This is a genomic window from Desulfobacterales bacterium, assembly GCA_021647905.1.
Taxonomy (GTDB): domain Bacteria; phylum Desulfobacterota; class Desulfobulbia; order Desulfobulbales; family BM004; genus JAKITW01.
Genome location: JAKITW010000040.1, coordinates 1 through 25,499, shown reverse-complemented (window position 1 = coordinate 25,499; position 25,499 = coordinate 1). Strand labels below are relative to the sequence as shown.

The 25,499-nt window shown below is 57.9% G+C and carries 19 protein-coding genes; 7 read left to right on the top strand and 12 right to left on the bottom strand.

From position 1 onward, the window contains the following. The 5 genes from L3J03_07450 to L3J03_07430 form a co-directional block, all read left to right on the top strand. A partial coding sequence (locus tag L3J03_07450; GenBank protein MCF6290813.1) for a hypothetical protein occupies positions 1 to 184 on the top strand: 184 nt, incomplete at its 5' end. A 139-nt stretch (positions 185 to 323) separates the two neighbouring features. Further along, positions 324 to 1,919, top strand: a complete 1,596-nt coding sequence (locus tag L3J03_07445) for a CpsD/CapB family tyrosine-protein kinase (protein ID MCF6290812.1) — start codon at positions 324 to 326, stop codon at positions 1,917 to 1,919. Between the two features lie 130 nt (positions 1,920 to 2,049). Continuing rightward, positions 2,050 to 2,937: a hypothetical protein gene (locus tag L3J03_07440; protein MCF6290811.1), complete on the top strand. Its 888-nt coding sequence runs from the start codon at positions 2,050 to 2,052 to the stop codon at positions 2,935 to 2,937. A 144-nt stretch (positions 2,938 to 3,081) separates the two neighbouring features. Beyond that, positions 3,082 to 4,617: an oligosaccharide flippase family protein gene (locus L3J03_07435; GenBank protein MCF6290810.1), complete on the top strand. Its 1,536-nt coding sequence runs from the start codon at positions 3,082 to 3,084 to the stop codon at positions 4,615 to 4,617. A 20-nt stretch (positions 4,618 to 4,637) separates the two neighbouring features. Next, positions 4,638 to 5,576, top strand: coding sequence for a glycosyltransferase (locus tag L3J03_07430; GenBank protein ID MCF6290809.1), 939 nt, complete (start codon positions 4,638 to 4,640; stop codon positions 5,574 to 5,576). Between the two features lie 68 nt (positions 5,577 to 5,644). On the opposite strand, the gene L3J03_07425 is transcribed toward L3J03_07430, so the two are convergent. Further along, positions 5,645 to 6,811 carry a glycosyltransferase family 2 protein gene (locus L3J03_07425; GenBank protein MCF6290808.1) on the bottom strand — a complete coding sequence of 389 codons (1,167 nt, stop codon included), beginning with the start codon at positions 6,809 to 6,811 and terminating at the stop codon, positions 5,645 to 5,647. Positions 6,812 to 6,919: 108 nt separating this feature from the next. Here L3J03_07425 and L3J03_07420 point away from each other — a divergent pair, with 108 nt between their 5' ends. Further along, complete coding sequence (locus tag L3J03_07420; GenBank protein ID MCF6290807.1) at positions 6,920 to 8,104, top strand: glycosyltransferase; 1,185 nt, start codon at positions 6,920 to 6,922, stop codon at positions 8,102 to 8,104. Positions 8,105 to 8,308: 204 nt separating this feature from the next. Here L3J03_07420 and L3J03_07415 read toward each other — a convergent pair whose 3' ends face one another. From L3J03_07415 to L3J03_07395, 5 genes are all read right to left on the bottom strand, one after another. Beyond that, complete coding sequence (locus L3J03_07415; GenBank protein MCF6290806.1) at positions 8,309 to 9,727, bottom strand: O-antigen ligase family protein; 1,419 nt, start codon at positions 9,725 to 9,727, stop codon at positions 8,309 to 8,311. A 251-nt stretch (positions 9,728 to 9,978) separates the two neighbouring features. Beyond that, a complete protein-coding gene (locus L3J03_07410; protein ID MCF6290805.1) occupies positions 9,979 to 11,181 on the bottom strand; it encodes an OmpA family protein in 1,203 nt (400 codons plus the stop codon). A gap of 188 nt (positions 11,182 to 11,369) precedes the next feature. After that, positions 11,370 to 12,425, bottom strand: a complete 1,056-nt coding sequence (locus L3J03_07405; GenBank protein ID MCF6290804.1) for a sugar transferase — start codon at positions 12,423 to 12,425, stop codon at positions 11,370 to 11,372. A gap of 232 nt (positions 12,426 to 12,657) precedes the next feature. After that, positions 12,658 to 14,046, bottom strand: a complete 1,389-nt coding sequence (locus L3J03_07400) for a GumC family protein (protein ID MCF6290803.1) — start codon at positions 14,044 to 14,046, stop codon at positions 12,658 to 12,660. A gap of 13 nt (positions 14,047 to 14,059) precedes the next feature. Continuing rightward, positions 14,060 to 15,151 (bottom strand): polysaccharide biosynthesis/export family protein, encoded by a 1,092-nt coding sequence (locus L3J03_07395; protein ID MCF6290802.1) that lies wholly within the window; start codon positions 15,149 to 15,151, stop codon positions 14,060 to 14,062. A 432-nt stretch (positions 15,152 to 15,583) separates the two neighbouring features. On the opposite strand from L3J03_07395, the gene dnaE reads away from it, so the two are divergent. Further along, positions 15,584 to 19,108 (top strand): DNA polymerase III subunit alpha, encoded by a 3,525-nt coding sequence (gene dnaE, locus L3J03_07390; protein ID MCF6290801.1) that lies wholly within the window; start codon positions 15,584 to 15,586, stop codon positions 19,106 to 19,108. A 12-nt stretch (positions 19,109 to 19,120) separates the two neighbouring features. Here the strand turns inward: dnaE and L3J03_07385 are convergent, their stop codons facing one another. From L3J03_07385 to xerC, 6 genes are all read right to left on the bottom strand, one after another. Continuing rightward, on the bottom strand, positions 19,121 to 19,516 hold the full coding sequence (locus L3J03_07385; GenBank protein ID MCF6290800.1) for a hypothetical protein: 396 nt from the start codon (positions 19,514 to 19,516) through the stop codon (positions 19,121 to 19,123). Further along, positions 19,503 to 21,272: an FAD-dependent oxidoreductase gene (locus L3J03_07380; GenBank protein MCF6290799.1), complete on the bottom strand. Its 1,770-nt coding sequence runs from the start codon at positions 21,270 to 21,272 to the stop codon at positions 19,503 to 19,505. Before L3J03_07380 ends, L3J03_07385 begins: the two co-directional genes overlap by 14 nt. Before the next feature lie 81 nt (positions 21,273 to 21,353). After that, entirely contained in the window at positions 21,354 to 21,884 is a 531-nt protein-coding gene (locus tag L3J03_07375; GenBank protein ID MCF6290798.1) for a hypothetical protein, read from the bottom strand. A 59-nt stretch (positions 21,885 to 21,943) separates the two neighbouring features. Continuing rightward, complete coding sequence (gene hslU, locus L3J03_07370) at positions 21,944 to 23,326, bottom strand: ATP-dependent protease ATPase subunit HslU (protein MCF6290797.1); 1,383 nt, start codon at positions 23,324 to 23,326, stop codon at positions 21,944 to 21,946. A gap of 281 nt (positions 23,327 to 23,607) precedes the next feature. Continuing rightward, positions 23,608 to 24,132 carry an ATP-dependent protease subunit HslV gene (gene hslV / locus L3J03_07365; GenBank protein MCF6290796.1) on the bottom strand — a complete coding sequence of 175 codons (525 nt, stop codon included), beginning with the start codon at positions 24,130 to 24,132 and terminating at the stop codon, positions 23,608 to 23,610. A 45-nt stretch (positions 24,133 to 24,177) separates the two neighbouring features. Beyond that, positions 24,178 to 25,101, bottom strand: coding sequence for a tyrosine recombinase XerC (gene xerC / locus L3J03_07360; protein MCF6290795.1), 924 nt, complete (start codon positions 25,099 to 25,101; stop codon positions 24,178 to 24,180). Positions 25,102 to 25,499: the final 398 nt, after the last annotated feature.

Genomic DNA, 25,499 nt, shown 5'->3' with positions numbered 1-25,499 from the left:
ATCGCCGTTGCGGCGAAGCGAGTTCCTGCTTGATAGCCTGTTTATGAACAGCCGGCCCTTCTCAATGGAGCGGCCGTTGGTAGAAGAAAACCCCTTTCCCGACAGGAGGGGGTTTACTGAATGTTTAATAAAAACCTTTACTCCGGCAGGGCAAGGACCGCGGCTGGCAGCGATTTTCATATAACCGGAAATAACTGTCTTCACCCTTTTTCACTTGACAAGCAGGGACAACCTACTGTAATTAAAGTATCTGTAATCGTGTATATTTTCCAGGAAGATAAACTCTTTATCTCACCGATTTGCAACCACGCAGGGGGCACCTCATGAAACTCCAGGCACAGAAAGACCGTGGCCGCTATCTGTTTTCCCTGGTCGCAATCCTGACTATACTCGTCATCATGGGAATAATGAGCCTCGTCACCACGGAGGCCCGGGCGGAGACCGAGGAAAAACTCTTTTACACCGTCCAGGTAAACAGTTCCACCGGGATTGACGGGGCGGTCAGGATTTTCAACCAGCTCTCCGCCGCCATAAGCGACCAGACCGTTGACCCGATGGTGGCGTCTCCTGAAGTGTTCGCCTCCCTGCGGGTCGAACATATCTCCCCCTACTACACCACCAGGATCGGAAAGTTTGACGATCGCAACTCAGCGGTGATCCTGGCTGATTCGCTTAATGATATATTTCCGAAAACCACCATCCTCCATGCCTACATCAGGCCCGAGAGGATAGTCAAATCCGCCGGCCTGGAGCTTGACTTCACCCTGCCGCCGGCAACCGCGGAGGAAATCGTCACCATCATGCCGGCTGCCGGGCCCGCGGCACCGCTGGAAACAGTTGACGAGCCCTCCCCTGCGGTTGAGCCGCCGGAACCGGATCTGATCGCCGCCAGAATCGATGCCCATATCCAGACAGACGCCGTTGGGACCGAACCGGCGCCAACGGTCGAGGCGGCAGCCGTTGAACCTGTGGCGACCATTGAACCGCCACCGGCTGCAACCCCGGCCCCGGTCAGCGAACCGGTTGCCGCCGTCCCTCCACCGGCCGGCCCGCCGGCGGAGGCAGCGGCCCCACCCCCCTTGACCCGGGACGCGGCTGAACCCCAGGCCCCCATTATCGAACGTTCCAACACCTTTCGCTACATCATCCTGACCCTGCTGGTTCTCCTGGCAATATATCTTTATTATGCCTACACGAAAAAATCCGCCACCGGGTCTGCTGTTACCCCGGACCAGTTCGAACGACCGGGCCTGCAAAAGACCCTGAAACTGAGCGACGCCCTGGAAACCAGGCTGATACGGAATCTCAAGGAAGTATCCCTTTTCGAAGGCAACATCCTTGACGTTGATAAGGACATCAAAACCATCTATGTAACCAGTTGTCTCAACGGCGAGGGCAAGACAACCGCGGCCCTGAACATCGCCTACTCCCTGGCCAAAAACAGCAATACCAGAATTCTGCTGGTGGACGGCAACTCGGACGCCCCCAGGCTGCACAAACTGTTCGGCGCCGCTGCGGCCCCGGGTTTATGCGATACCATGCGGAGCGAGGACTTCAACAGCGACATCCTCAAACAGACCGAGTATGGCAACCTCTTCATTATCACCCATGGCGGCAAGACAGCGGGTAAACATTCCTCCGCGGAAACGGAAAAGATGATCAAGGCGCTTCTTGATAAACTGCGGGACCAGTTCGATTACATCATCTTTGACGGTCTTTCGTTGCTGAGTTCCTCGGAGCCCGCCATCCTGGCCAACAGTTTCGACGGCATTGTCATGGTGGTGGAGAGTGAACGGACCAAGTGGGAAGTGGCCCAGCTCGGCATTGAAAAGCTGATCAAACTCAAGGGCAACATGCTGGGGGTGGTACTGAACAAGAGAAAATACTATATCCCCCGTTTCCTCTATGGCAAGGTATAGCCCCGGTCCGCGACTCTCAATGCGACCTTGAGATACCATAATCCGGCCCCTGTTCTTATAAAAACCGGGATGGCGTTAGCAGCGCTTCATCCCGGTTTCCGTATGGGGGGAACCTTCCGGTAACAAGCCAATGAGCCGGCAACAGTCCCAAACCGACAGGGTCGCTGAAAAAAGGATTGTCCTCTTCCGTTTTCACGACCGGGCCGCCAGTTGCACCAACAAGCTGGACCTTCTCAAGCACTTCAACCCGGGCATCAAGATATACGGCCTCTACGGGGGGCCGGAGGAGCGGTTCGCCTATTTCCGGGACAGGCTCGGTCGATACTTCGAGCACCTGTATCTGCTCGCCGGCCGGAGCCGCCGCTGGAAATGGCAGAACGGCGATCTGGCCATGCAACAGTGGTTCCGCGACTTCGGCCACACCCTGGAATTTACCACCCTTCACTATCTCGAGTGGGACCTGCTGCTCCTGGCGCCGCTCGATGAACTTTACGCCCATATTCCCGTTGATGCCATCGGCCTGTCCGGCCTAAGCGATGATGAGCAGGTAAAAAGCCGCTGGACCTGGTGGTCCAAGCCGGAGCTGCAGGACCAATTGCAGGAGCTGCTGGAGCATGCCCGCCACAGATATGGTTTCAACGGACCCTACCATGCCTGCCTGGCCTGCGGCCCATGCTTTCCCCGTCGATTCCTGGAACAATACTCGCAACTCGATATCCCCGAACTCAGCAACGACGAGGTTCGGCTCCAGCTTTTCGGCCAGATCCTCGGCTTTGACCTCAAGGACACTGGTTTTTACGCCTGGCATGACCCGGCGGGGGAACGCTGCTTCAACCCGGACAACTTCGACATCAAGCCCGGGGAGATCAAAAAGGAATTGACCCTTGCCTCCGGTTGCCGGATATTTCATCCCTTCCGCGGGGTATTCCGCCATCCCGGGGTCGATTGCACCATCTGGGCCGGCTGCTATAATCTCGGGCGAACACTTCACTCCCTGAAACAAAAGTTTTTTTCATAGAAAGGAAGGTCCGGTTGCACAACTTACCCCTGTTAAAATCCCGGCCGGCCGAATGCCGGCCCCCTGTTGCAGCCCGCATATTTTCCAGGCGCCCCCCCGGGCGCACGGGTCTCACCCGGCTCCTGATTGACCCCGGATGTTTTCATGAGCAGTAAGGGCGGCAGATTGATCAAGGGTTCCACCCTGCAGGTAACCGGCTTTGTCATCAAGCTCGGCATCTCCTTCATAATGATGCCGCTGATCATCCATTCCCTGGGTGACCGGCATTACGGCGCCTGGGTCCTGGTCGGCACCTTCATCGGCTACTACGGCCTGCTCGACCTGGGCCTCTCGTCAGCGGTTACCCGGTATGTTTCCCGGGCATTGAGCCGGAACGACCATCAGGAGATCAACCTGGTCGCCAGTTCCGCCTTTTTTCTCTTTTCCGGGTTCAGCCTGGTCGCCCTGGCGCTTTCCCTTGTTGCCGCGGCCCTGTGGCCGATATTTGCCGGCTCCACGCCTGATACCCTGCTCTTCCAGCAACTCCTGGTCATCCTGGGAATAAGCGCGGCCGCCGGGCTACCCATCCGGACCTTCCGCGGGGTCCTTAACGCCCTGGTCCGCTATGATCTCACCGCCATCGCCAATGTGGTCCGCCTGTTCCTGACCAACATTGTTCTCTACGTCCTGCTCAAGATGGGCTACGGACTGCTCACCATGGCCGTGCTTTCCCTGCTCGGCGGTCTTATCGAGTACGGACTGCTCGTTATCTTCTGCTTCAGGGCCTGTCCCGGCCTGGCAATAACCCGGGCCGGCCTGCGCCGGGACCGGATACGGCAGCTGTTCGCCTACGGCGGCAAGACCTTTATCTCGGAAATAGCCGATATCCTGCGCTTTCGCGTCGATTCCATGATCATCGCCGGCTCCCTCGGCCTGAGCCTGGTCACCTACTATCAGGTGGGCGCCCGCCTGGTCCAGCTTTTCAGCGAATTCATCCTCAGCGGCATGAATATAACCGCACCGATCTTCAGCCATTACGAGGGCAAGAACGACTTTGATTCAATCCGCAGCAAATTCCTGGATATCTCCAGGCTGAACATCATAATCTCGCTGTTCGTGGGCATCAGCATCCCCTTTTACGGCAAGGTGTTCATCGACCGCTGGATGGGGCCCGGCTTTGAGCAGAGTTTTACCGTGGCCCTTATCCTCTGCGGCCCGGCGATTCTCGAAATAATGCAGCATACCACTGTTACCCTGTTGTACGGCATCTCCAAACACCATTACTATACATTGCAGAACATTGGCGAAGGGATAGCCAACCTTGTCTTGAGCCTTATCCTGGTCCGGTACTACGGAATAATCGGGGTTGCCATGGGTACGGCAATCGAGATGTTGTTCTTCAAACTGCTGGTCCAGCCGGTTCTGGCCTGCCGGACCATTGCCCTGCCCTTGTCCGAATATTATATTAAGACCATGTTGTTTACCTCGCTCAAGACCCTGGTGCCGTTGCTCGCCTATCTGTTCTTTATCCACGGCTATCTGCGGCCCGATTATCTGAACATGGCCCTGTTCGGCATCCTGCAGGTCGTCCTCTTTACCCCGGTCGCCTATTTCTTTATCCTCAACGCCGGAGACCGGCGGATGCTGCAAAAGGCCCTGGCCGGGGTCAGGGACAACAAAACAGCGCGAACAGGCCGATGATCAGCCAGGAGCATTCGACCATGGTCAGGACAAGTATCATCATCCCCACTTACAACCGGCCCGATGACATCCGGGTATGCATTCGCTCGATCCTCGCCCAGACCCGCCTCCCCGACCAGCTGATCGTGGTCGATGACGGCAATCTGGGCGGCTTTCCCATGGAGCGGGAATGCCGGGCCGCGGGAATTGAGTGTGTCTATCACCGGAAAACAAGCCCGGGCCTGACCGCCTCGCGCAACGCCGGGGTTGCCCTGGCAAACGGTGATATTATCTTTTTCCTTGATGACGATGTTGAACTCCTGCCCGACTATGTTGAGGAGATACTGGCCGGATATGACCACCCGGCTGCCGGACCCATCGGCGGGGTGGGCGGGGCAATCGCCAACCTTCCGCCGATCACCCTGCGCCGCTTCCTGGAACATCTCTACGACGTCTTCTTTCTCCTGTCCGGGTTCCGGGAGGGACAAACCCTGCCGTCCGGCTTCTGCACCGACTACGGGGCAACCTATCTGCCGGTAAAGAACATCCGGGCCGTGGATTTCCTGCCCGGCGGGATCAGTTCCTTCCGCCGGGAAATCCTTGCCGAGTTCTCCTTTTCCGATAAGTACCGCGGCTACGGCCTCGGCGAGGACAAGGATTTTTCCTGCCGGGTGAGCAAAAAATATATTCTGCTCTTTAATCCGGCCGCCAGGCTGCGTCATTACGAATCCCCTGCCATGCGCCATGACGGGCCGAAGCGGGAACGGGCGATGATAATCGGCGCCTATCTGCTGCTCAAGGACCATATCCGTAAAGGCTGGTGGAACACGCTGCTGTTCAATTATGCGGCCGGCGGCTACCTGCTGAAACAGGCCCTGTTTTTTCTCTTGACCATGGACAGGAAAAAACCGGAGCGGATAAAGGGGGTGTTCAGCGCCCTGCGCGACATATGGGCCGGCCGGGTGACAATGCAGGCATAACCGGCGGGCGCCAGCAGCCTCCGGACCCGGAACCGGCAATCCGGTTCCCGGACCGCCAGGGGCCCGGATCAGCGGGCAGCCTTTTGCCAGAGAACGCTCTGCCGGCCGGTAAGGAACAGGAACAGGCCCGAGAGGGAGGCCAGGTTGCCGATGAGGATGTAATAGGCCAGGGCCGGCAGCCGCCAGGAGGGCCGGCCCTGGCGGTCAAGGAGCATGCCCAGCAGGGCAAGAGCGTAGAAGGCCGACTGTCCTGCCAGCAGAAACAGCATCAGGGCCGGCACATGCGGGAAAAAGAGGAGCAGGAGATTGGCGGCCAGGGCGATGACCATCAGAAAGGGCAGGAACAAGCGGAGAAACTTGTGGGAGATAAGCAGAAACAGGGCCCCGGGGTTGTTCCATGGCCACCAGCGGACCCGGAAGAGGAGTTGATACCTGCCCGCTGTGATCCGCTGGCGGCGGACCATGTCGTCCCGGCCCGAGGCGCTGGCCGTTTCCCAGCAGCGGGCCCCGGGCTCATAGACCACCCGGAAGCCCTGCCGCAGGATATGCCAGCACAAGAAGGCGTCATCGTTGATAATGTTATCCGGGATCGGCTGGAACAGCTCGTGCCGCAGGGCCAGCATCTCGCCCACCACCCCGGTAACCGAACTTACCAGGGTTTCCTTTTCCTTAATAAACGACTCGTAACGCCAGTAAAGCCCCTCCGACCGGCCCACCGAGGACTCCTGACACCGATTATCCGCCAACGGCCGGACCGTCTTGCTGCCGCTGACACAACCCACAGCCGGATCGGCCAGATTGCGGGTCAGTTTCCGGATCACGTCCGGGAAATAAAAGGCATTGGCATCGGAAAACACGAAAATATCGCCGGTTGCCTGTTCAGCCCCGCGATTGACCGCCGCGCTCTTGCCCCACCGCTGCGGGCGGTGCAGGCCGACCACCCCGGCATCGGCATAACCGCGGACTATCCCGGCGGTGGTGTCCGACGAGCCGTCCGAGACCACGATTATCTCCAGGGCGGGATAGTCCAGGGCCAGGCTGTTGTCAATCTTCTCGGCAATGACCTTTTCTTCATTATAGGCGGCGATAATCAGCGAAACCCTGGGAGTAACCGGCCGCTGCCGCACCGGCCGGGGCCGCAGCCGGGCCAGGACCGCCAGCAGGGCCGGGTAGCCGAGATAATGATAGGCCATCAGGCCCAGACAGACCCAGGTACAGTTGATCAGGAGATCCATCGGGGTTCCTCCCGGGGAGTTTATATGAAAAGTCGTCACCAAGGCGCCGGCCTCATTTGGCCCATGCCTGTGCCATAACCATATCAGAACCAGTGCTAAAACGAAATTATGAATAATGGAACAGAGAGCATAACCGTGCTCCACCTGATCGAGCATCTCCGGGTGGGCGGGGCGGAACGGGTTGTCGCCGACCTGATCCAGGGCCTGGATCCCCATCGTTTCAACAACATTCTGCTGCTCTACCGTGCTCCCGGCACCTTTGCCAGGGAACTGCGGAACAAGGGCTGCCGGATCGTTCTGATCAAAAAGGACCGGCTGTCCGAATCACTCGGCTTTCTGCCCGGTCCGGTGCTTGCCCCGGTGAAGGCCCTTGAATCCCTGCTGTTCGTCATTCGCCTGGCCTTGTTTCTGCGCCGGGAAAAGGTGGACCTTGTTCACGCCCACATGTTTTCAGCAAATCTATGGGGGCTCCTGGCGGCCAGGCTGGCCGGCGGAATCGGGATGATCAGCACCGAGCATACGGTCAGGACCGGGATTGACCGCGGCCTGAAACACCGGCTCGTTCTCGGCGGACTGCTCCCTTTAAGCGATAAGATCGTGGCGGTCTCCCGGGAAGTGGCCGAGTCGATCCGCAGATATCAGGACCTTGGCCCGGATAAACTCGTTGTCATTGCCAACGGGGTTACGCTTCCTTCCCTGGACCGGAAACCGTCGCCCGCTTCCCTGCCCGGACAGCGGCCCAGGATAGTCGCGGTCAGCCGCCTGGTCCGGGTCAAACGGCTTGACATATTGCTGCGGGCCATGCACATCGTCGGACAGCAGCATCCCGGAACGACCGCACTCATCGTCGGCAACGGCCCGGACCGGGCCGCACTCGAGGATCAGGCCCGGGAACTGGGGCTTGCCGATACCCTGTTTTTCCTTGGCCAACGCACGGATGTTGCGGATATTCTCCAGGGGGCCGACATCTTTGTCAACACCTCCGACCAGGAAGGACTGCCGAGAAGCATCCTTGAGGCAATGGCGGCCCGGCTCCCGGTGGTGGCCACGGATGTCGGCGGGACCGGCTCCCTGGTACGAACCGGCCGGACCGGAATCCTGGTCCGGCCCGGCGACCATCAGGCAGTGGCCGATGCGATTACCGAACTCATCAACGATCCTGATCGTGCGGCAGGCATGGGTCGCTGCGCCAGAGAACTGGTCCGGGACTCCTTTTCCCTTGAACAGGCGACAAAATTGTGGGAGAAGCTCTACAACGAGGTTGCGGATCGACACCGGCCCCCGGAGGGGTAGGTAGTGCCCGTCCAGAAATGGCCCTTTCGCCCAATCTCGGCGTCATGCTCAAAAAATAATGCTCGGAATATCACATATATGCCTGCGCTTATTTTTCTCGCAATCCTTGATCTTGAACGAAATTGCTCATTTCTGGACAGACACGTAGGTAAGGGCGATGCGGCGGGCAGGAGCGATGCAGCGGATGCAGGAGGCGCAGAGGCCCTATTCAACCTGGGGCGGCAATGACCCGGTGGAGGCATGGAGGCTTATCTGGGAGATACCGATAACAGCCCATAGATACTTATAGTACCATACCTCGCTGAGCACCATGAACGAACAGACCAGGACAGTGAATGCGATCAGATAGGTCCGCATCAGGGCGGCCATCTCCTCGTCCTGCTGTTCTTGATAGTTCCGCTGGGCCTGGTAAAAACTCCTGAAGGTTATCACCAGGATGGCCAGGTACAGCAAAAATCCCGCAGTGCCGGTGCCGACCAGGATTTCTATAAAGGAGTTGTGGGCCACCCGCTTGAGGTATCCGGCGTCATCCTGATATTTCCGGGCATAACCGGTCGACTGGTAGATCTCGCTGAAGGTGCCTGGACCGGAACCGATGACCGGGTTTTTCTTAAAGGCCTCCCAGCCGACCTTCAGGTAGGCCAGCCGCTGGCCCACCGCATAATCGGTCTTTGTCTCAACCGCTGTCCGTTGCCGCTCCCAATAGGATGCCGGCACCAGCGTGGAGACACCGATGATCGCCGCCAGAACACCGGCCAGCAGAAAACCTACATACCTGGGCCGCAGTTTCCCTTTATGTTCAATAACCAGCAGCAGCAGCAGGACCAGAAACAGCAATGCGCCGGACCGTGAATAGGTGGCCACCAGACCGACCAGATTCAGCAGGAACAAGGCCCCGTACAACACCCGGCCCGATATCGCCCGGGCGGAAAAAAAGAAATGGGCCAGGATCGCCAGGCAGAAGACGATCATCAGGGAAAACTGATTGGGGCCAAAGGTGGCCCCGGTGGCCCGGGTATAATAGCCGGGCCGGTAATAGATAAAAAAAGGCAGGTCAAAGAAAAAGCCGATAAGCCCGAGGATGGAACTGATGGTGATACTGATGATCAGAATCCTGGGCAGGGCCCGGCAAAAGACCGCCGGGGTGACAAAGGCCAGGGTAAAGGCGAAAAAAAAGCCGATGTAGATCACCTGCCTGAGTTCCGGCAGGGCGGCTCCCCGAAACTCGGACCAGTAAACAGAGACGCAACTGACCAGGAAAAAGCCGACCAGATAGGTCCAGATCGGCGATTTCATGGTCTTCAGGGAGATCCGGCGCAGGATAAAGTAGAAAAAAAGGACAATCAGCAGATAGGCGTTGATGAACTTGGTGATGGTAAAAAAGCTCCGCCCTTCCAGCAGGCTGGTATAGGCATTAAAGGGGATCAGGAAGAGGATCAGCAGATATCCCCATGACGGTCGGCCGGCAAAGACGAACATGGCCAGCAACAGCAGGCCGGGGAGAATGGACAGGTAATAATAGGGCGTGGCCAGCAGCCCGACCGTCAGAGCGACGACAAGCAGGGCAAAGAGCCCCTCAAGCGGCCCGATGGCCGTTGTTCTATTCACTTCACCCATACCCATGCGATCATGCCCTGTAATCCAAAACAGCACCTTTGCCGTTGGTCGCGATTCGACCGACAATCCCCTTCACCCTGAACATATTCCGGCCCGGATCCTCAAGGCCCGGCAGGGGAAGGAGCCGCCGGAATATCATTGCCGGCCGCCGCCCCCTGGGCAAGCGCGAGCGCCCGCTGGTTAAACGAGCCGGCCCGCGATGGGCACGGAAGCGATCACGCAAGGAGATAAGCGCGGAGCCAATGTGGCGCCGCTGATCACTTGCGGCGGAACAGCACCCGCCGGTTCTTTTCCCTGGCAGCCTCGCTGGTGCTGTCCGCCACCGCGGGCTTATGCTCGCCAAAGGCCTTGACCGGCAAGGCGTCGGCCGCGACCCCCTTGCCGGTCAGGTATTCCCTTACGGCCCTGGCCCGTCGCAACGACAGCTTGTCGTTGTGAGGAACAGTACCCTCGGTACTTGCATGTCCGTCAACCTCAAGGACCAGGTCCGGATTGATCAACATGATCCTGGCGATCCCGTCCAGGTCCCGGATCGACTTCGGCCGGAGATCCGCCTGGTCGTAGTCAAAAAATATCTTGGGAATAATCCAGCAGCCCTTGCGGTTGACCGGCGCCCCCCAGGGGGTGCCGGGGCAATCATCCAGGTAGTCGTACACCCCGTCGCCGTCGGTATCAAGGGGACAGCCGTCCTTGTCCACGGCAACGCCCTTCGGCGTTCCCGGACATTTGTCAAGACGATCGACAACCCCGTCGCCATCACTGTCCAGATCATAATGCTCGACAAAAACATCATCCACGAACCGGTCCAGGGCCGCCTCGTCGTTGAGCAGGTCGTCGGCCAGCACCCGCCGGCCGCAGCCGGCGGCATCGACTATATTGTCCAGAACTATTTTGCCGCGCGGCGTGGCGCCGATCTGAATGGCGTAGATGCAGAGTTGATCAGGATACTTGTTCTTTAACTCCTTGACCGCATCCCGGGGCAGGATATATTGGGAATTCTCGTCGCCGTCACTGACCACGATGATATGGACCCGGCCGGACATCTGCATCAGTTCGTGACCAGACATCTCCAGCCCGTATCCAATGGGAGACCAGCTCCACCTGAGCTTGTTGTTGATCCTGTCAATCGCCGCCTGGAGGCTCGACTCGCTGTAGGTTGCCACCGGGGCATAGACCTCGGACTGATACGGCACCTCATAGCTGAGATCATGGCCAAAGACCCGCAGGGCCGAGAGGTACGAACCCGGCGGAATCCTTTCATTCATCATGGTAAGGACCTTCTTGGCGACCTTGAGGCCCGTCCGGCCCCTCTCCTTCTGCATCATCGTCCCCGAGGCATCGACCAGAACAATGAATCCCTGGCATTTCTCCCTCACCGCTGCCTCACTGGGAAACACCATGACCAGGGTCATGACAAGCACACTGATAACTCCACCGATCTTACGCCTTGTAATTGACATGCCGGGCCTCCAATATGATCCACGCCTCTCCGGCTCCCTGTTCCGAGCCCTATTGTTTTAAAAACGTTCCAACTGAAAAAACATGCCCCAACCGTAACCGTTCACCAGGGGTACGGATTTACGGTAATCTCATGCCCGTAAGCGTTCACCAGCGCTCCCGTCCGGTGGCCGGCCCCGCTCAACAGGGCTCAACTGGCCACGCTCTCCAGGAGAAAATACTGGTGCACCATATAAAAATTAAAAGGGGAAACCGGTTCGTAGCGGATGACATAGGAGTGGTCATATCCCCGGGATCCCCCGTCGAGCTTGAAATAAATCGTGCCGGTACACTTGGCCCTCTTGGCCTTGCCCCCCCTTTTCCACCAGCTCCCGGCCTTGAATATCGTCTGTAGCGTAACCGAAAACTCAACCTCCGGGATCTCTTCGTCACATAAAAGGAGAAAATAGTCCTCATTGATATCAACGAGCTTGCCGGTCACCCTCTGTTCCTTGCCAGCGGAATCGAGATACTCCAGGGTAGCGGTCGCCTGCTGGATCTCGATCCGCTCCTGGGCTCTGCGCTCAACCGGGGCCCCGGCCAGCCTCCGCAGCAGCCCCTTGCCTATCTTGAATATCTGGACCGCGATGGTTTTCAAGACCACCAGGATGGTAACAAAGACGATTGTCAATTCACCGGAAAACTTCTGCTTCTTGCGCAGGAACCGGTTATCGATCAGGGTCCTGATCGCCTTGGGCGCACTGTGGGGCGTGAAGAGCTGCGAGTAACCGATCAACCCGGGCTTGACCTGAAAACGGAGATCATACCCCTTAATGTGCTTGCAGATCTTTTCATAAATTATCGGCCGCTCCGGACGGGGGCCGACAAAATCCATGTCTCCCTTTAAGATATTGAAAAGCTGTGGCAGCTCATCCAGCCGGGTATCCCGCAGAAATTTGCCAAAAGGGGTTGCCAGGTTATGCTTTGCGGACAGAATTTCCGGACCGATAATCGATTCAGCCTGGGGAACCAGGGTGCGGAACTTATACATGATAAAGGGCTTCTTGCCCAACCCCAGGCGAACCCCCTTGTAAAAAAACGGCCGCCCCTCCCGGACCTGCATGATCAGGATAATAATCAGCAGAAAGGGGAGGTGAAAGATGATCAGGACCAGGGCCAGAAAAATATTAAGGACGCGATTTAAGGCGAAATGGACGGTTTGATAACCGCCGACAATCGAGAAGTCGCCTTCTTTACCACTAAACATTTAAGCTGCCTTCCCTGTCCTTTAAATTTCGCGCCGCCAACCTTACCGGCCGGACGGTTCCAGGGTCTGGCCCTTCAGTTTTCCTGCCCCCGGAACATCATAAAAAAAATGGTCGTAATATCAGCTCCTGTCACGCGAACAACAAAAAATCAAGGGGAAGAAGCGCCGAAATCCATACTCAACCCTCTCCGTCCGCCTCGCCCAAGGATCACCTCATCCTGGAGCCGCCTTCTCACCCGTTGCTCCAGTCCGGAATGGAGAACAGGGCCGGCACCTCGACAATCCTGACTATATCGTTGGGCTTCTTAAAGGTATGATCAAAATAATCACGCAGGAAGCCGAAACAACACCCGGTTATAAAACCGGCCAGCAGACCGAACGGAATAACCAGACCCTTTCTGGGAAAAACCGGGGTGTCGGAGAAGCTCGGCCGGGAAATGATGCTGGCAAACGACGACAGGCTGGTGTCAACGATACTGTTGTTGATCTTGGCCTCCTCCATCCGCCGGTAGAAGTTGTCATAGGAGAACTGGAGAAACTCGATGTCCCGGTTGATCCTGTTCATCCCGAGCAGGTACCGTTTCATATCAACATTTCTGGACTGAATTTCGCCGACCCGGTTCTCAAGGCTGACGACCTGCTCGTTCAAGGCCTTTAAATGGCTCGCCTGGCTGGACAGGTAGGACTCAACCTCGCCTTTCAAGGAGCCGTAGAGTCCGGCAATCTGCTTGTCAATCGCCTTCACCTTGGGACTTAAGGGAAGATAACTCCTGACCAGCTTTCCTCTCTCCACTGTCAGTTCAATCAACTTGAGGCTCAGTTCGTTGAGCGACTTGAGGTTAATGAATGAAAAAAACTGATAATTCCGGCCGCCCAGGGCCCCGGTAAGTTCATTGATCTCAACTTCCTTGGCAATGGCCTGGCTCTTTAAAACATTGAGTTCCTTTTCAAGGTCCTGCTGGATAAGAAGATTCTTGTCGATTTCCTTCTCTGGATCAGCAGCGTTGTTCTGCTCGACCAGGAGCATCAGTTCGTTTTCCCTGTCCCTCAACTCCTTCTTATATTTATCAACCTGGCCGGCAAAGAAGACCTCGGTCTCGCTGGGCTTGTAGATCTGCTGCCGATAGAGAATGTACTGTTCCATCAGGGCGTCCAGAAACGCCACCGGGGTCCGCGGGTCCTTGGCATAGTAGGTGACGGCCAGCACGTCCGAGGCCGGAACCAGTTTCACCTTCAGGCTCTGCGCGGCACGGTCAACGATATCGCCTACCACGCCGGGGGCCATGGATACATCCTGGAACAGGATTCCCCGGTCATGGAGGGACCTGATCGTCCGCTCAATAACCACCGGAGAGGAGAGGAACTGCGCCTCTGAGGCAAGATCCTCCTTGCCGACCGGGTAACTCGACTGATGCAAGGTGTTCTGCTGCAGGTCATCAATGCCCCGCTCCACCTTTTTACCCTTGATCAGAATAATCCCGGTGGCCGAATAGGTCGGGGGCCACAAAAAGGCGACCAGCACCGCACCGATAAAAATCAGGGCGGTAATACCAAGGATAACTCTGACCTGGGAAAAGAAAATCAGAACCAGCTCTCTCTTGTAGTCTTCTGTCAGCACCATGGCGTCTTACACCTTATTTGATGGTTGTCCTCTGCTCGGATCTCAACTCGTAACCGACCCCAAGGTTCCAGCCACGGAACAAAAACATGCTGGCAAAGGCATTGGCAACTTCCGCGGCCGAATGAATCGCGGTCTTGGGCACATAGACGATGTCATCGGGCTGGAGAAAGACAAACCTGCTGCCGGGCTTCAGGGCAAGGGTGTCTTTTATGTTGACCTTGGTGGCAATGATCTTGGTGGGCGTCCTCCTGGCAACCACCACGCTCTTCAACTGTGCGCTGTTCAGGTTGCCGCCGGCCATGGTGATGGCCTCGATCACTGTAATCGGTTTATTGATCTTATAGGCCCCGGGATTAACGACTTCACCGGCAACATAGACCGTTGCCCCGGAGTGCTTTTCAAGGAACAGGTCGCAGTGGAGCCCCTCGAGTATCTTTTCATACTTGATGTTCAGGTCCCGGTTGACCTCGGTGATGGTCCTGCCCACCACATACATCTCGCCGACCATGGGAAAGGTGACGTAGCCGTCCGGACGGATGGTTACCAGGCGGCTGAGCCCCCGGGGCGCGGTATGGAGGTCGGCCTTCAACTCCTTGATACTCTCCCGGAAGTTAGGAACCACGACGTAGATGTCCGGCTCCTGGAGAATGGTGCTGAAATCCTGCCGGAGTTCCTTGGTCAGTTCGCCGACCGTCTTGCCGACCACGTACTTTTCGCCGATATAGGGCAGGGTGATCGTCCCGTCCGGCCGCACCTGCTGCTGTTCATCCAGTTCCGGGGTGCTGGGCGACTTGACGTTTATGACATGATCCACCTGCAGCAGGAACTCATCCTGCTTGGTCCAGGTACGAATCTGGAAGAGAACGTCAAGCACATCACTGGCGGCAAGGCGGTATCTCGGAAAGATATTAAAGGGATACTCGGCTTCACTCTTCGAGAGCGTCGTCCTCTCAAAGGTCGTCTCCGGGCCGGCGATAATGGATGTTGAATTTTTCGAGGACTGGGTCGATGCGCAGCCGACCAAAAGAAACAGCACTGACAGGCCCAGGGCCATTTTCCGAAAGAAACCCAACCCGTCAAACAACAGTTGCACTTTTCTTCTCATGATTCCGCCCCGTGGAGATCTCTGAAATTTGTTATGACGATACCTGGTTCGTTATATAGCGACACCTGATTTATTTAATGATCTTTCCGGGCAGGTAAAGAACAAACTGTTTATCCGCCAAAACCAGAGCGGCAGGTCCAGGGCCCGGACAGTAGTTCTGGAAAGTTATTGAAAATATAGCTTTGTGTTTTGTAACAGATAACCATCTAAATATCAAAAAGTTTTATCAAAAAATAGTTACTGCTCAGTCCGGCTTGTCAATCCCCGATTTTGCAATTGAAAAGTCTTGCCCAGTGTGTAGAATAGATCCGTTGTCAACGCACCCGGCCATCGTCCCCCCCCTGATTTTCCGGGGTGCGGACAGACCGCTTATCATCTGCTTACCGTTAGCAATCACGTCCGCAACCGACTTCCACCCAGGGAACAACCACCATGCCCGAGGCCCGCACCGCCGACTTCGTCCACCTCCACGTCCACACCCAGTACAGCCTGCTGGACGGCGCCATCCGGCTCGACGACCTGCTTGACAAGTGCAAGGAGTTCGGGATGGACACAGTGGCAATCACCGACCATGGCGCCATGCACGGCGCCCTGGAGTTCTATGTCAAGGCCAGAAAGGCGGGGATCAAGCCGATCATCGGCTGCGAGTTCTATATCGCGCCCACCGACCGTTTCGACCGGAGCGCCAAACGGTCCGGCGAGGCGGCCTTCCACCTCGTGCTTCTGGCCATGGACCGGACCGGGTATCAGAACCTGCTCAAGCTGACCAGCATTGCCCAGTTGGAAGGTTTCCATTACAAACCCCGGATCGACAAGGAACTGCTCGGCCGATACCATGGGGGGCTGATCGCCCTCACCGCCTGTCTGCACGGCGAGATCCCCTACCTGATCGCCAGGGGCGACCTCAAATCCGCCCGTCAAGCGGCCCGCTTCTACCAGGATCTCTTCGGCGACCGGCTCTACTTCGAACTACAGGAAAGCGGGATCCCGGAACAGACCGCGGTCAACACCGGCCTGGTTCAACTGGCCGCGGAAATGAACGTCAAGCTGGTGGCCACCAATGACTGCCATTATCTCAACCGCCGGGAGTCCCATGCCCACGAGGTACTCCTCTGTGTCCAGACCGGCAAGACCATCCATGACGACAACCGGTTCAAGTTCTCCACCGACGAACTCTATTTCAAGTCACCGGAGGAGATGGGCAAAGGCTTTGCCTTCTGTCCGGAGGCAATAAACACCACCCTGGAAGTGGCCGAACGCTGCAACCTGGAGCTTGAGTTCGGCGAACACCATTTCCCGATCTTTCCGGTGCCCGAGGGAGAGAGCCTGGACAGCCTGTTCGAAAAACAGGCCCGGCAAGGTCTCAAGGAACGGCTGGCCTTTATCCGGGAACATGGCGGGCTGCCCCCGGAGTCGGAGAAGATTTACCAGCAGCGGTTGAACCACGAGATCGAGGTGATCAGGACCATGGGTTTTCCCGGCTACTTCCTGATCGTGGCCGACTTCATCAACTGGGCAAAGGGCCGGGGCATCCCGGTGGGACCGGGCCGGGGCTCGGGGGCTGGCAGCCTGGCGGCCTATTGCCTTAAAATTACAGATATCGATCCCATTCCCTATGGGCTGATCTTTGAACGTTTTCTCAATATCGAACGAAAAAGCATGCCGGATTTTGACGTTGACTTCTGCCAGGACCGGCGGGGCGAGGTGCTCCAGTATGTGCAGGAAAAATACGGCGGCGCCGCCAATGTAGCCCAGATCATCACCTATGGAACCATGAAGGCCCGGGCGGTAATCCGCGACGTGGGCCGGGCCCTGGCCATGCCCTACGGCGACGTGGACCGGATAGCCAAACTGATCCCGGAACAGCTCAAGATCACGATCAAGGCGGCCATTGAGCAGGAGCCCCGTCTCCGGGACGCGATGAAGCATGACCCCGCGGTGGCGGAGCTGGTGGAGGTGGCCCGGGTCTTGGAGGGACTGGCCCGGCACACCTCGACCCATGCCGCCGGGGTGGTGATCTCGCCGCGACCGATGATGGAATACCTGCCCCTGTGCAAGGGCCAGAAGGACGAGGTCCTTACCCAGTACGACATGAAGTACACCGAGCTGACCGGGCTGATCAAGTTCGACTTCCTCGGTCTGAAGACCCTGACCGTGATCGACCGGGCCCTCAAACTGATCGAGGCGGATATCGGCCGCCGGCTTGAAATCAACGCCCTTCCCCTGGACGACCTCAAGACCTATGACCTGCTCTGCCGGGGCGATGCCCTGGGGGTCTTTCAGCTGGAAAGCTCTGGAATGCGCAGCCTGTTGACCAGCATGCAGCCCGAGATCTTCTCCGATCTCATCGCCCTGGTTGCCCTCTATCGCCCGGGCCCGATGGAAAGCGGCATGCTCGGCACCTTTGTCGACGGCAAACACGGCAAGATACCGGTGACCTATCCCCTGCCCCAGCTCAAACCGGTCCTGGAAGAGACCTACGGGGTGATCGTCTATCAGGAACAGGTGATGAAGATCGCCAATGTCCTGGCCAGTTATTCCCTGGGCGATGCCGATATCCTCCGCCGGGCCATGGGCAAGAAGATCCCCGCGGTAATGGAGAAGGAAAGGGCAAAATTCATGGCCGGGGCCGCGGCCAACCGCGTTCCCGTTGACAAGGCGGAACACATCTTCGACCTGATGGCCAAATTCGCCGGCTATGGCTTCAACAAGTCGCACAGCGCCGCCTATGCCCTGATCGCCTACCAGACCGCCTATCTCAAGGCCCACTATCCGGCCCAGTTCATGGCCGCCCTGCTCTCCTGCGATGTGAACAACACCGACAAGGTGGTCCTCTACATCAACGAGTGCAAGGACCGCGACATCGAGGTGCTGCCCCCGGATATCAATGAAAGCGCCAAGGACTTCACGGTGATCAACGACCGGATCCGCTTCGGCCTGGCCGCGGTGAAGAACGTGGGCCAGGCGGCCCTTGACTCGATCATCGAGGAGCGGGCCCGGGAAGGGGCCTTTCAATCGCTGGCCGACTTCTGCTCCCGGGTCGATCTCCGCCGGGTCAACCGCCGGGTCATCGAGAGCCTGATCAAGGCCGGGGCCTTTGATTCGCTCAAGGGCAAGCGGGCCCAGTTCTTCGCCATCCTCGACCAGGCCCTGGAACAGGCCCAGGCCGCCCAACGCGACCGCTTGAGCGGCCAGATATCTCTTTTTACAGTGATGGAGACAAGCGACAGCCCCGGCGTCACGGCCATTGATTTGCCCGACATCCCGGAATGGAACGAACAGGACCGGCTGGCCTTTGAAAAGGAGACCGTGGGCTTTTATATCACCGGCCATCCGCTGGATAATTTCCGCGACGAGATCAAGGCGGTGACCGACCTTGAGATCATCGGCCTGGCCGAAATCTCCGACAGCCAACCGGTCCGGATCGGCGGCCTGATCCGGGAACTCAAGGAGCATAAAAGCAAAAAAGGCGACCGGATGGGATTTATCACCCTGGAGGACATTGCCGGCACCATCGAGGTGGTTGTCTTTCCGGAGGTGTTTGCCCGCAGCGTGCATCTGTTCCGGAGCGATACACCGCTGATCGTTCAGGGCACGGTCAAAAAGGATGAACGGGGCAACAAGATCATTGCCGACAGCATCGATACCCTGGAGGAGGCCCGGGGCAAATACACTGCCGGCGCCCGGATCATAATTCATCCGGAGCAGGCCTCCCGCCCGAAACTGACGGAGTTAAAAAAACTGTTCTACCGCTTCCATGGCTCCTGCCCGGTCCTGCTGACCATCCATTATCCCGGCCGGGGCGAAGTGGATATCACGGTTCCCGAGGATTTTACCATCAAGCCGTGCAGCGGGTTCAGCTCCGAAGTCAACTCCATCCTGGGATACCGGGCGATCCTCTATGAAAAAAAACCAGTCACCCTGAACGGGCGGAGAAAGAAAAACAGCAGGTGGTGACCGGCGCGCCGGTCATCTCCTGAAGGCAACGATCCGGTTATAGATCCAGCCGATCATTGCCCCGGCCAGGGTTCCCACCGCAAAACCGTAGCCCGCGCCGATCAGGCTGCCGGCAAAGGTCACCCGGTAGCCGATAAAATACTGGCTCAGGAGTTGGAGGTGCGGGCCCACCCGCGGGCCGCCCTTGATCACCAGCCAGTTGGTGGCCACGAACAGGCCAAGGGCACAGATCACCCCCAGTGCCAGCCCCATGACCTTGGCATTGAGCAACAGCACCCCGCTGAACAGTTTTTCGTCTTCCCCTGCCATGATTTCGTTCTCTTCCATGATCTCCTCCCGGCCGCGGCCCGCGGAATATTCGGTATCGCTACAAACTCCGCCCCTTGACCGGACATTAGAGATGATCAAAAAAATCCTTTAAGGTCAACAACTCGGTCTTTTTCCTGATATGAAACAGGTAAAGGGCCAGAATAAAATTGCGGATATAGGCAAAAAGCCAGGCAAATAAAAAGGTCCAGAAAAAGGTGTAGGCAAAGGCGATAAAGGCGCCTTGCATTGAAACGGTGTAACCGATGAAATACTGGGACAGCAGCCGCAGATGCGACCCGGTCGGATCACCGCCCCGGCTGATGATCCAGATGGTCGCCGTAAAGACCAGCAGGCCGCAGACCGTACCCACGGCAGAGGCGATGGCCACCTTGTCCATCCGGGCAAAGGTCAGGTTCAAGAGCCTGATCGAGTCTGATTCCGGCCTGTCGGGGCGCTGTTCCTGTTCCAGATACTCATCGTCTTCATCCACCACCCATAGATCATGACCGGCCCCTTCCAGATTCTCCGCGGCCAGGAGCCCGCTCTGCATCGAATGATCCATGTTATTATAGCGATGGGTGCCGTTGCGGCCCACGGTCTGGAGGTTGGCAAAGCCGGCGAGATACTGGCGGATAACAGCCAGGTGTTGGCGATAGTCACGGTCATAGACCGGGTAGGCCCCGGGCTGCCGGATCACGCAGCCGTCCACCACCTCACCCGGTTCAGCCAGGCCGAGGAAGCCCAGTTCGGCCGCGGCCAGCCGAATCAGATCATTGTCAGCCATGTCCCAGGTATCGTCGCCCTGGTTGCAAAAATACTCCATCCCCACACTGGTGGTTCCGGGATCAGGCACCATGGCCGCGCTCCAGTTCTTAAAGTTCTGGATCCGGCCGACCCGGACCTCTGAACTGTGGACATAGATCCACTGGTCCGGAAAAAGGTCGGCCCGGTCAACGATCAGGCAGACGATCAAAAAGGCACGGTAGCTGAGCCCCCTGGCCGCGGCAAGCACCGGCTCCGGCGGAGGGGGGTCGAGAAGCTGTACCAGCCTGGTAACCGGGATACTGGAAATAACCTGCTCAACGGAGAACCGCCGGGTCTTGCCCTGACAACGGCTGACAACCATGCCGACCCGCCCCTGGTCATGCTCCAGTCGAACCACCTCGGTGTTGAGCCGCACCTCACCGTCGGCCGCCTCGATTGCCTCCTGAAAACGCTGCCACATCAGGCCCGGTCCACGGACCGGGTAATCAAAGGCATCAATAAGGCTTTTTGTATTACGGCCGCCGAACAGGGCATTGGCCAGGGCCACGGTCAGCGACAACCCCTTGATCCGCTGGGCGGCCCAGTCGGCCCGGATCTCGTGGCAGGGGATTCCCCAGACCTTTTCGGTATAGGTCTTGAAAAAGGTGGCATAGAGCCGCCGGCCGAAACGGTTGCAAACCCACTGCTCAAAGGTATCCTCTTCCCCCCTGGTTTTGAGCTGGGCCCGGAGATAGCTTAAGACGATGAGCACGCTCTCGATCAGGCCGAGATTGATAAGCGCATTGGCGCATTCCAGGGGATAGTTGAAAAAACGGCCCTGGTAATAGATCCGGGACATCCGGGCGACCCGGATAAAGTCATTGCCGAGCATCTCGCGCCAGAGACGGTCGATCCGCTTGATCTTGGTGAAAAAACGGTGGCCGCCGATATCAAAAAGATACCCCTTGTATTCCTCGGTCCGGGAGATGCCCCCGACCCGGTCGGCAGCCTCCAGGACCCGGACCCTCCTGCTCCGGCGGGTACACTGAAAAGCCGCGGCCAGCCCTGCCGGCCCGGCCCCGATGACCAGCACCGGTTCCTTGTTATCCATCAATCTCCCTGTTCCATGTTCCGTATCAGCCAGCGCCGTATCCCGGATATGTCCTTGACTCTTCCCTGCCTGACCATTGTCTCAACCAAGGCAGAGTCCACAGTCCGGGCAATTGGCAGTGGTAGTAGTAGTGGCAAAGACAAAGCCGCAGGCCGGACAGGTGGCAGCGCCGGCCCGGGGATTGAACAGGGCATCGCTATGGCTGATGTCGTGGGCGTCAAGTCCGGTACTGGCCCGGAAATCCCGGTTCAGCACGGCCTGGGCCTCCCGGGCATCCTCCTGCCGCGCCTGCAGGTAAAAGGAGGAGGCGCAGCAGCCCTGGCCGCAGGAATCGTCATCTGCAACAATCAGGGTGGCGATCCGTTTTGCCTGCAACAGTCCCTCCAGGTATTTGATCTCCGCCAGGGGGCCGCTGCGGAGGCTGACCAGATTGTCGTCGGCCCGCAGTTCCATGCTGCGTCCCTCAAGGCGTTGCCGCTGTGCCGCCAGCCGGTCGAGCTGCTCCCGGCCGGAGATCAACTCCACCCCGCAGGCGGCACACCGCTCGATTTCGGAACGGTACTCGTCATCACATTGGGGGCAATACTTCAAATCCGGTTCTATGTACTCCATGAATCCCTCGCCTCTTCTGTTTTTTCTTCATCCCCGCGCGCTGATCGCCTTGAGCCGGGTTACAACACGAATCGGCTCAGATCCTCGTCCCTGGCAATATCCGCCACTTGTTCCCGCACATACCCGGCCGTGACCGCAAAGGTTTCCTCTTCCAGGTCCGAGGCGTCAAAGGAGAGCTTCTCCAGGACCCGCTCCATGATCGTATGCAGCCGGCGGGCACCGATGTCCTCGGTATTGCGATTCACCTCGGCCGCCAGGCGGGCCATCTCCCGGATGGTCTCGTCACTGAACCGCAAGGCAATATTTTCAGTGGCCATCAAGGCCACATACTGTTTGATCAGGGCGTTCCGCGGCTCGGTAAGAATCCTGTAGAACTCATCTTCGCCCAGACCGTTCAGTTCCACCCGGATCGGAAAACGGCCCTGCAGTTCCGGGACAAGGTCCGATGGTTTGCAGAGATGAAAGGCGCCGCTGGCAATGAACAGGATATGGTCGGTCCGGACCATGCCGTACTTGGTACCCACGGTAGCGCCCTCGACAATGGGAAGAAGGTCGCGCTGCACCCCTTCCCGGGAGACCTCGGGACCGTGCCCGCCCCCTTCCGGCGAGGCGATTTTGTCGATCTCGTCCAGAAAAATAATCCCTGACTGTTCGGTACGCTGGATGGCCAGGGAGATCACCCGGTCCCGGTCAATGAGTTTTTCCGCCTCTTCCATGGCCAGCAGCTTCATCGCCTCGGGCACCTTGACCTTGCGGGTCTTGCTCTTCTGGGGGAAAATCCGGCTGAAGGCGTCCCGGAGATTGGACTCTATATCCTCCATCCCGGTTCCGGCATTGGAAAACACCTCCACCATGGGCGAAGGTGAGGCCGCGGCCACATCCATTTCCACTTCACGCTCATCCAGCTTGCCCTGCCGGAGCATGGTCCGGAAGCGTTCCCGGGTTGCATCCGGGCCGGGGACGGCATCCGGTTTCAAGGCGGGCGTCTCTCCGGGGCGGGTAAACATGCTGCTCCCCGGCGGCGACGAAGGCGGCAGAAGCAGATCAAGCATCCGTTCCTCGGCCAGTTCCTTGGCCTGCTGCTCAACCGCCTCCCGTTCCTCCTTTTTCACCATGTTTACCGCCAGTTCGGTCAAATCGCGGATCATCGACTCCACGTCCCGGCCCACATAGCCGATCTCGGTGAATTTGCTCGCCTCGATCTTTAAAAACGGCGACTGGGCCAGGGCGGCCAACCGCCGGGCGATCTCGGTCTTTCCCACCCCGGTGGGGCCGATCATGATGATATTTTTAGGGGCTATCTCGTCCCGCAACGGGGGCTGGACCTGCTGTCGCCGCCAGCGGTTGCGCAGGGCCACGGCCACTGACCGCTTGGCCTGATCCTGGCCGATGATATACTTATCCAGTTCCCGGACAATCTCTTTCGGGGTCAATGAATTCATCTGACTGTTACTTTTCATGTCATCCTTTTATTGTCGGTCTCGCAACAACCCGCTCGACGGACGTGATTCGTCTTGTAACTTGTTGATTTTATTGGGTGGCATTTGAAGCCTTTCGGGTTGTTACGAGTTCATCTTTATTGATCAAGTCGCAAAAGTCTGAATTTACCGCAGAGGGCGCAGAGGGCACAGAGTTAATCACTTGTAATAATTTGCTCTTCTTCGCGCCCTCTGCGTACTCTGCGGTAAATATTTTCGTTTCTACGAGTGCATCTTTACTTAAATTACAGTTTTTCCAGGGTGATTTCCCGGTTGGTGTAGATGCAGATTGAACCGGCGATCTCCATGGCCGCCCGGCAGATGGCCTCGGCGTCCAGATCGCTGTGCTGGACAAGCCCCCTGGCCGCGGCCAGGGCAAAGGGGCCGCCGGAACCAATGGCCAGGATTCCGTCATCAGGCTCAATAACATCACCGTTGCCGCTCAACAACAGGGAGTCTTTCTGGTCCACTGCCACCAGAAAGGCCTCAAGCCGGCGCAGCATCCTGTCGGTCCGCCAGTCCATGGACAGCTCCACCGCGGCCCGCATCAGATTGCCCTTGTACTGCTCAAGCTTCTTTTCCAGCCGCTCAAAAAGGGTAAAGGCATCGGCAGTGGATCCGGCAAACCCGGTGATCACTTCGCCGTTATAGAGCCGCCGCACCTTGCGGGCCGCATGCTTGACCACGGTGTTGCCCAGGGTGACCTGGCCGTCACCGGCCACCACCACCTCACCCTTATGGCGAACAGTGATTATTGTTGTTGATCGCATCTTCACTTTTTTCTCCTTGCTTTTATCCAGCCCCCCTGCCCTTTTCTATGACATCCGCAAGGATTTACCCTTGCGTGCCTTGGGGTGGGAGCGGTCGTACACCTCCATCAGGTGATCCATGTTCAGGTGGGTGTACTTCTGAGTGGTGGACAGGCTGGCATGGCCGAGCAGTTCCTGCACCGAACGTAGATCCGCACCCATCTCCAGCAGATGGGTGGCAAAGGAATGGCGCAGGGCATGGGGGGACACCCGGGCGGCGATCCCGGCCCGGCGGGCATACATGCTCACCAGCCGCTCAATACTGCGAGTGGTCAATCTGCTGCCGCGGTTATTAAGGAACACCGCGTCCCTGGCCGGGTTTCCATTACGGCGGGCGCAGGCGGCCAGGAGTTCCCGGCGCTGGGGGAAATAGGCCTGCAGTGCCTCCATGGCCGGCCTCCCCATGGGCACCAACCGCTGCCGCCGGCCCTTGCCGGTCACCCGGACCATTCCGGTTTCAAGATCAAGGTCAGCGAGATTACCAGAGGCCAGCTCGGCCACCCGCATGCCGGTGGAGTACAACAACTCCAGGATCGCGGTATCCCGGACCGCGAAGGTATCCTCCTTGCCCGGGGCCTCTATCAGGGAAAACACCTCGTCAACCGTAAGAAACACCGGCATGTGCTTTGCCTGCTTGGGCCTGGCAATGGCGGCAACCGGATCGTGGGCCACGATCCGGTTACGGAGCAGATAACGAAAAAAAGTGCGCAGGGCCGACAACTTGCGGGCCACCGAAGATGCCTGGTTGCGACTGTTCAGCTCAAAGACATAGGCCCGCACCATGAGGGGATCAATCGTGGCGACCTCAATGTCCGGCCCGGCAAACCCGGCAAACTCCTTAAGGTCCCGCTGGTAGCCGGCCACGGTATGGGGGGAATAGCCCCTTTCCACGGCCAGCCAGGTGGTAAACCGCGTGATCAGTTCCGTCACTATGCACGATCCTAAAATACGAAAATAAATAAAGGGGGCAATCAGGTCAGTCTATTCCGAATCATACCCCGAAAAGAGCGGCAGTCGCTGCCACATTCACCAACCACAAGGCAAAGGTTGTGAGTACCAGAAAACTCTCTGAGCTTGACAAGCGGTTACAGGTGGTACGGTTGCACACTATACGCCCCTGACTCTTTACCACACAAAGGATTTTTTTGTAAAGTCGTTGCTCATTACAGGTGATTCATTTATCATGATGCGTTGTTTTTTCGTAAGGTTTCGGTAAACCCCATACGTTTGAGGTTGGACCGGGAAAGGGGTTTTCTTATACCGAACGGTGTAGCGGACCCTGAGCCGCAGCCGTGACGGCAAAAACGGAAATTGAAACAACTTCGGCA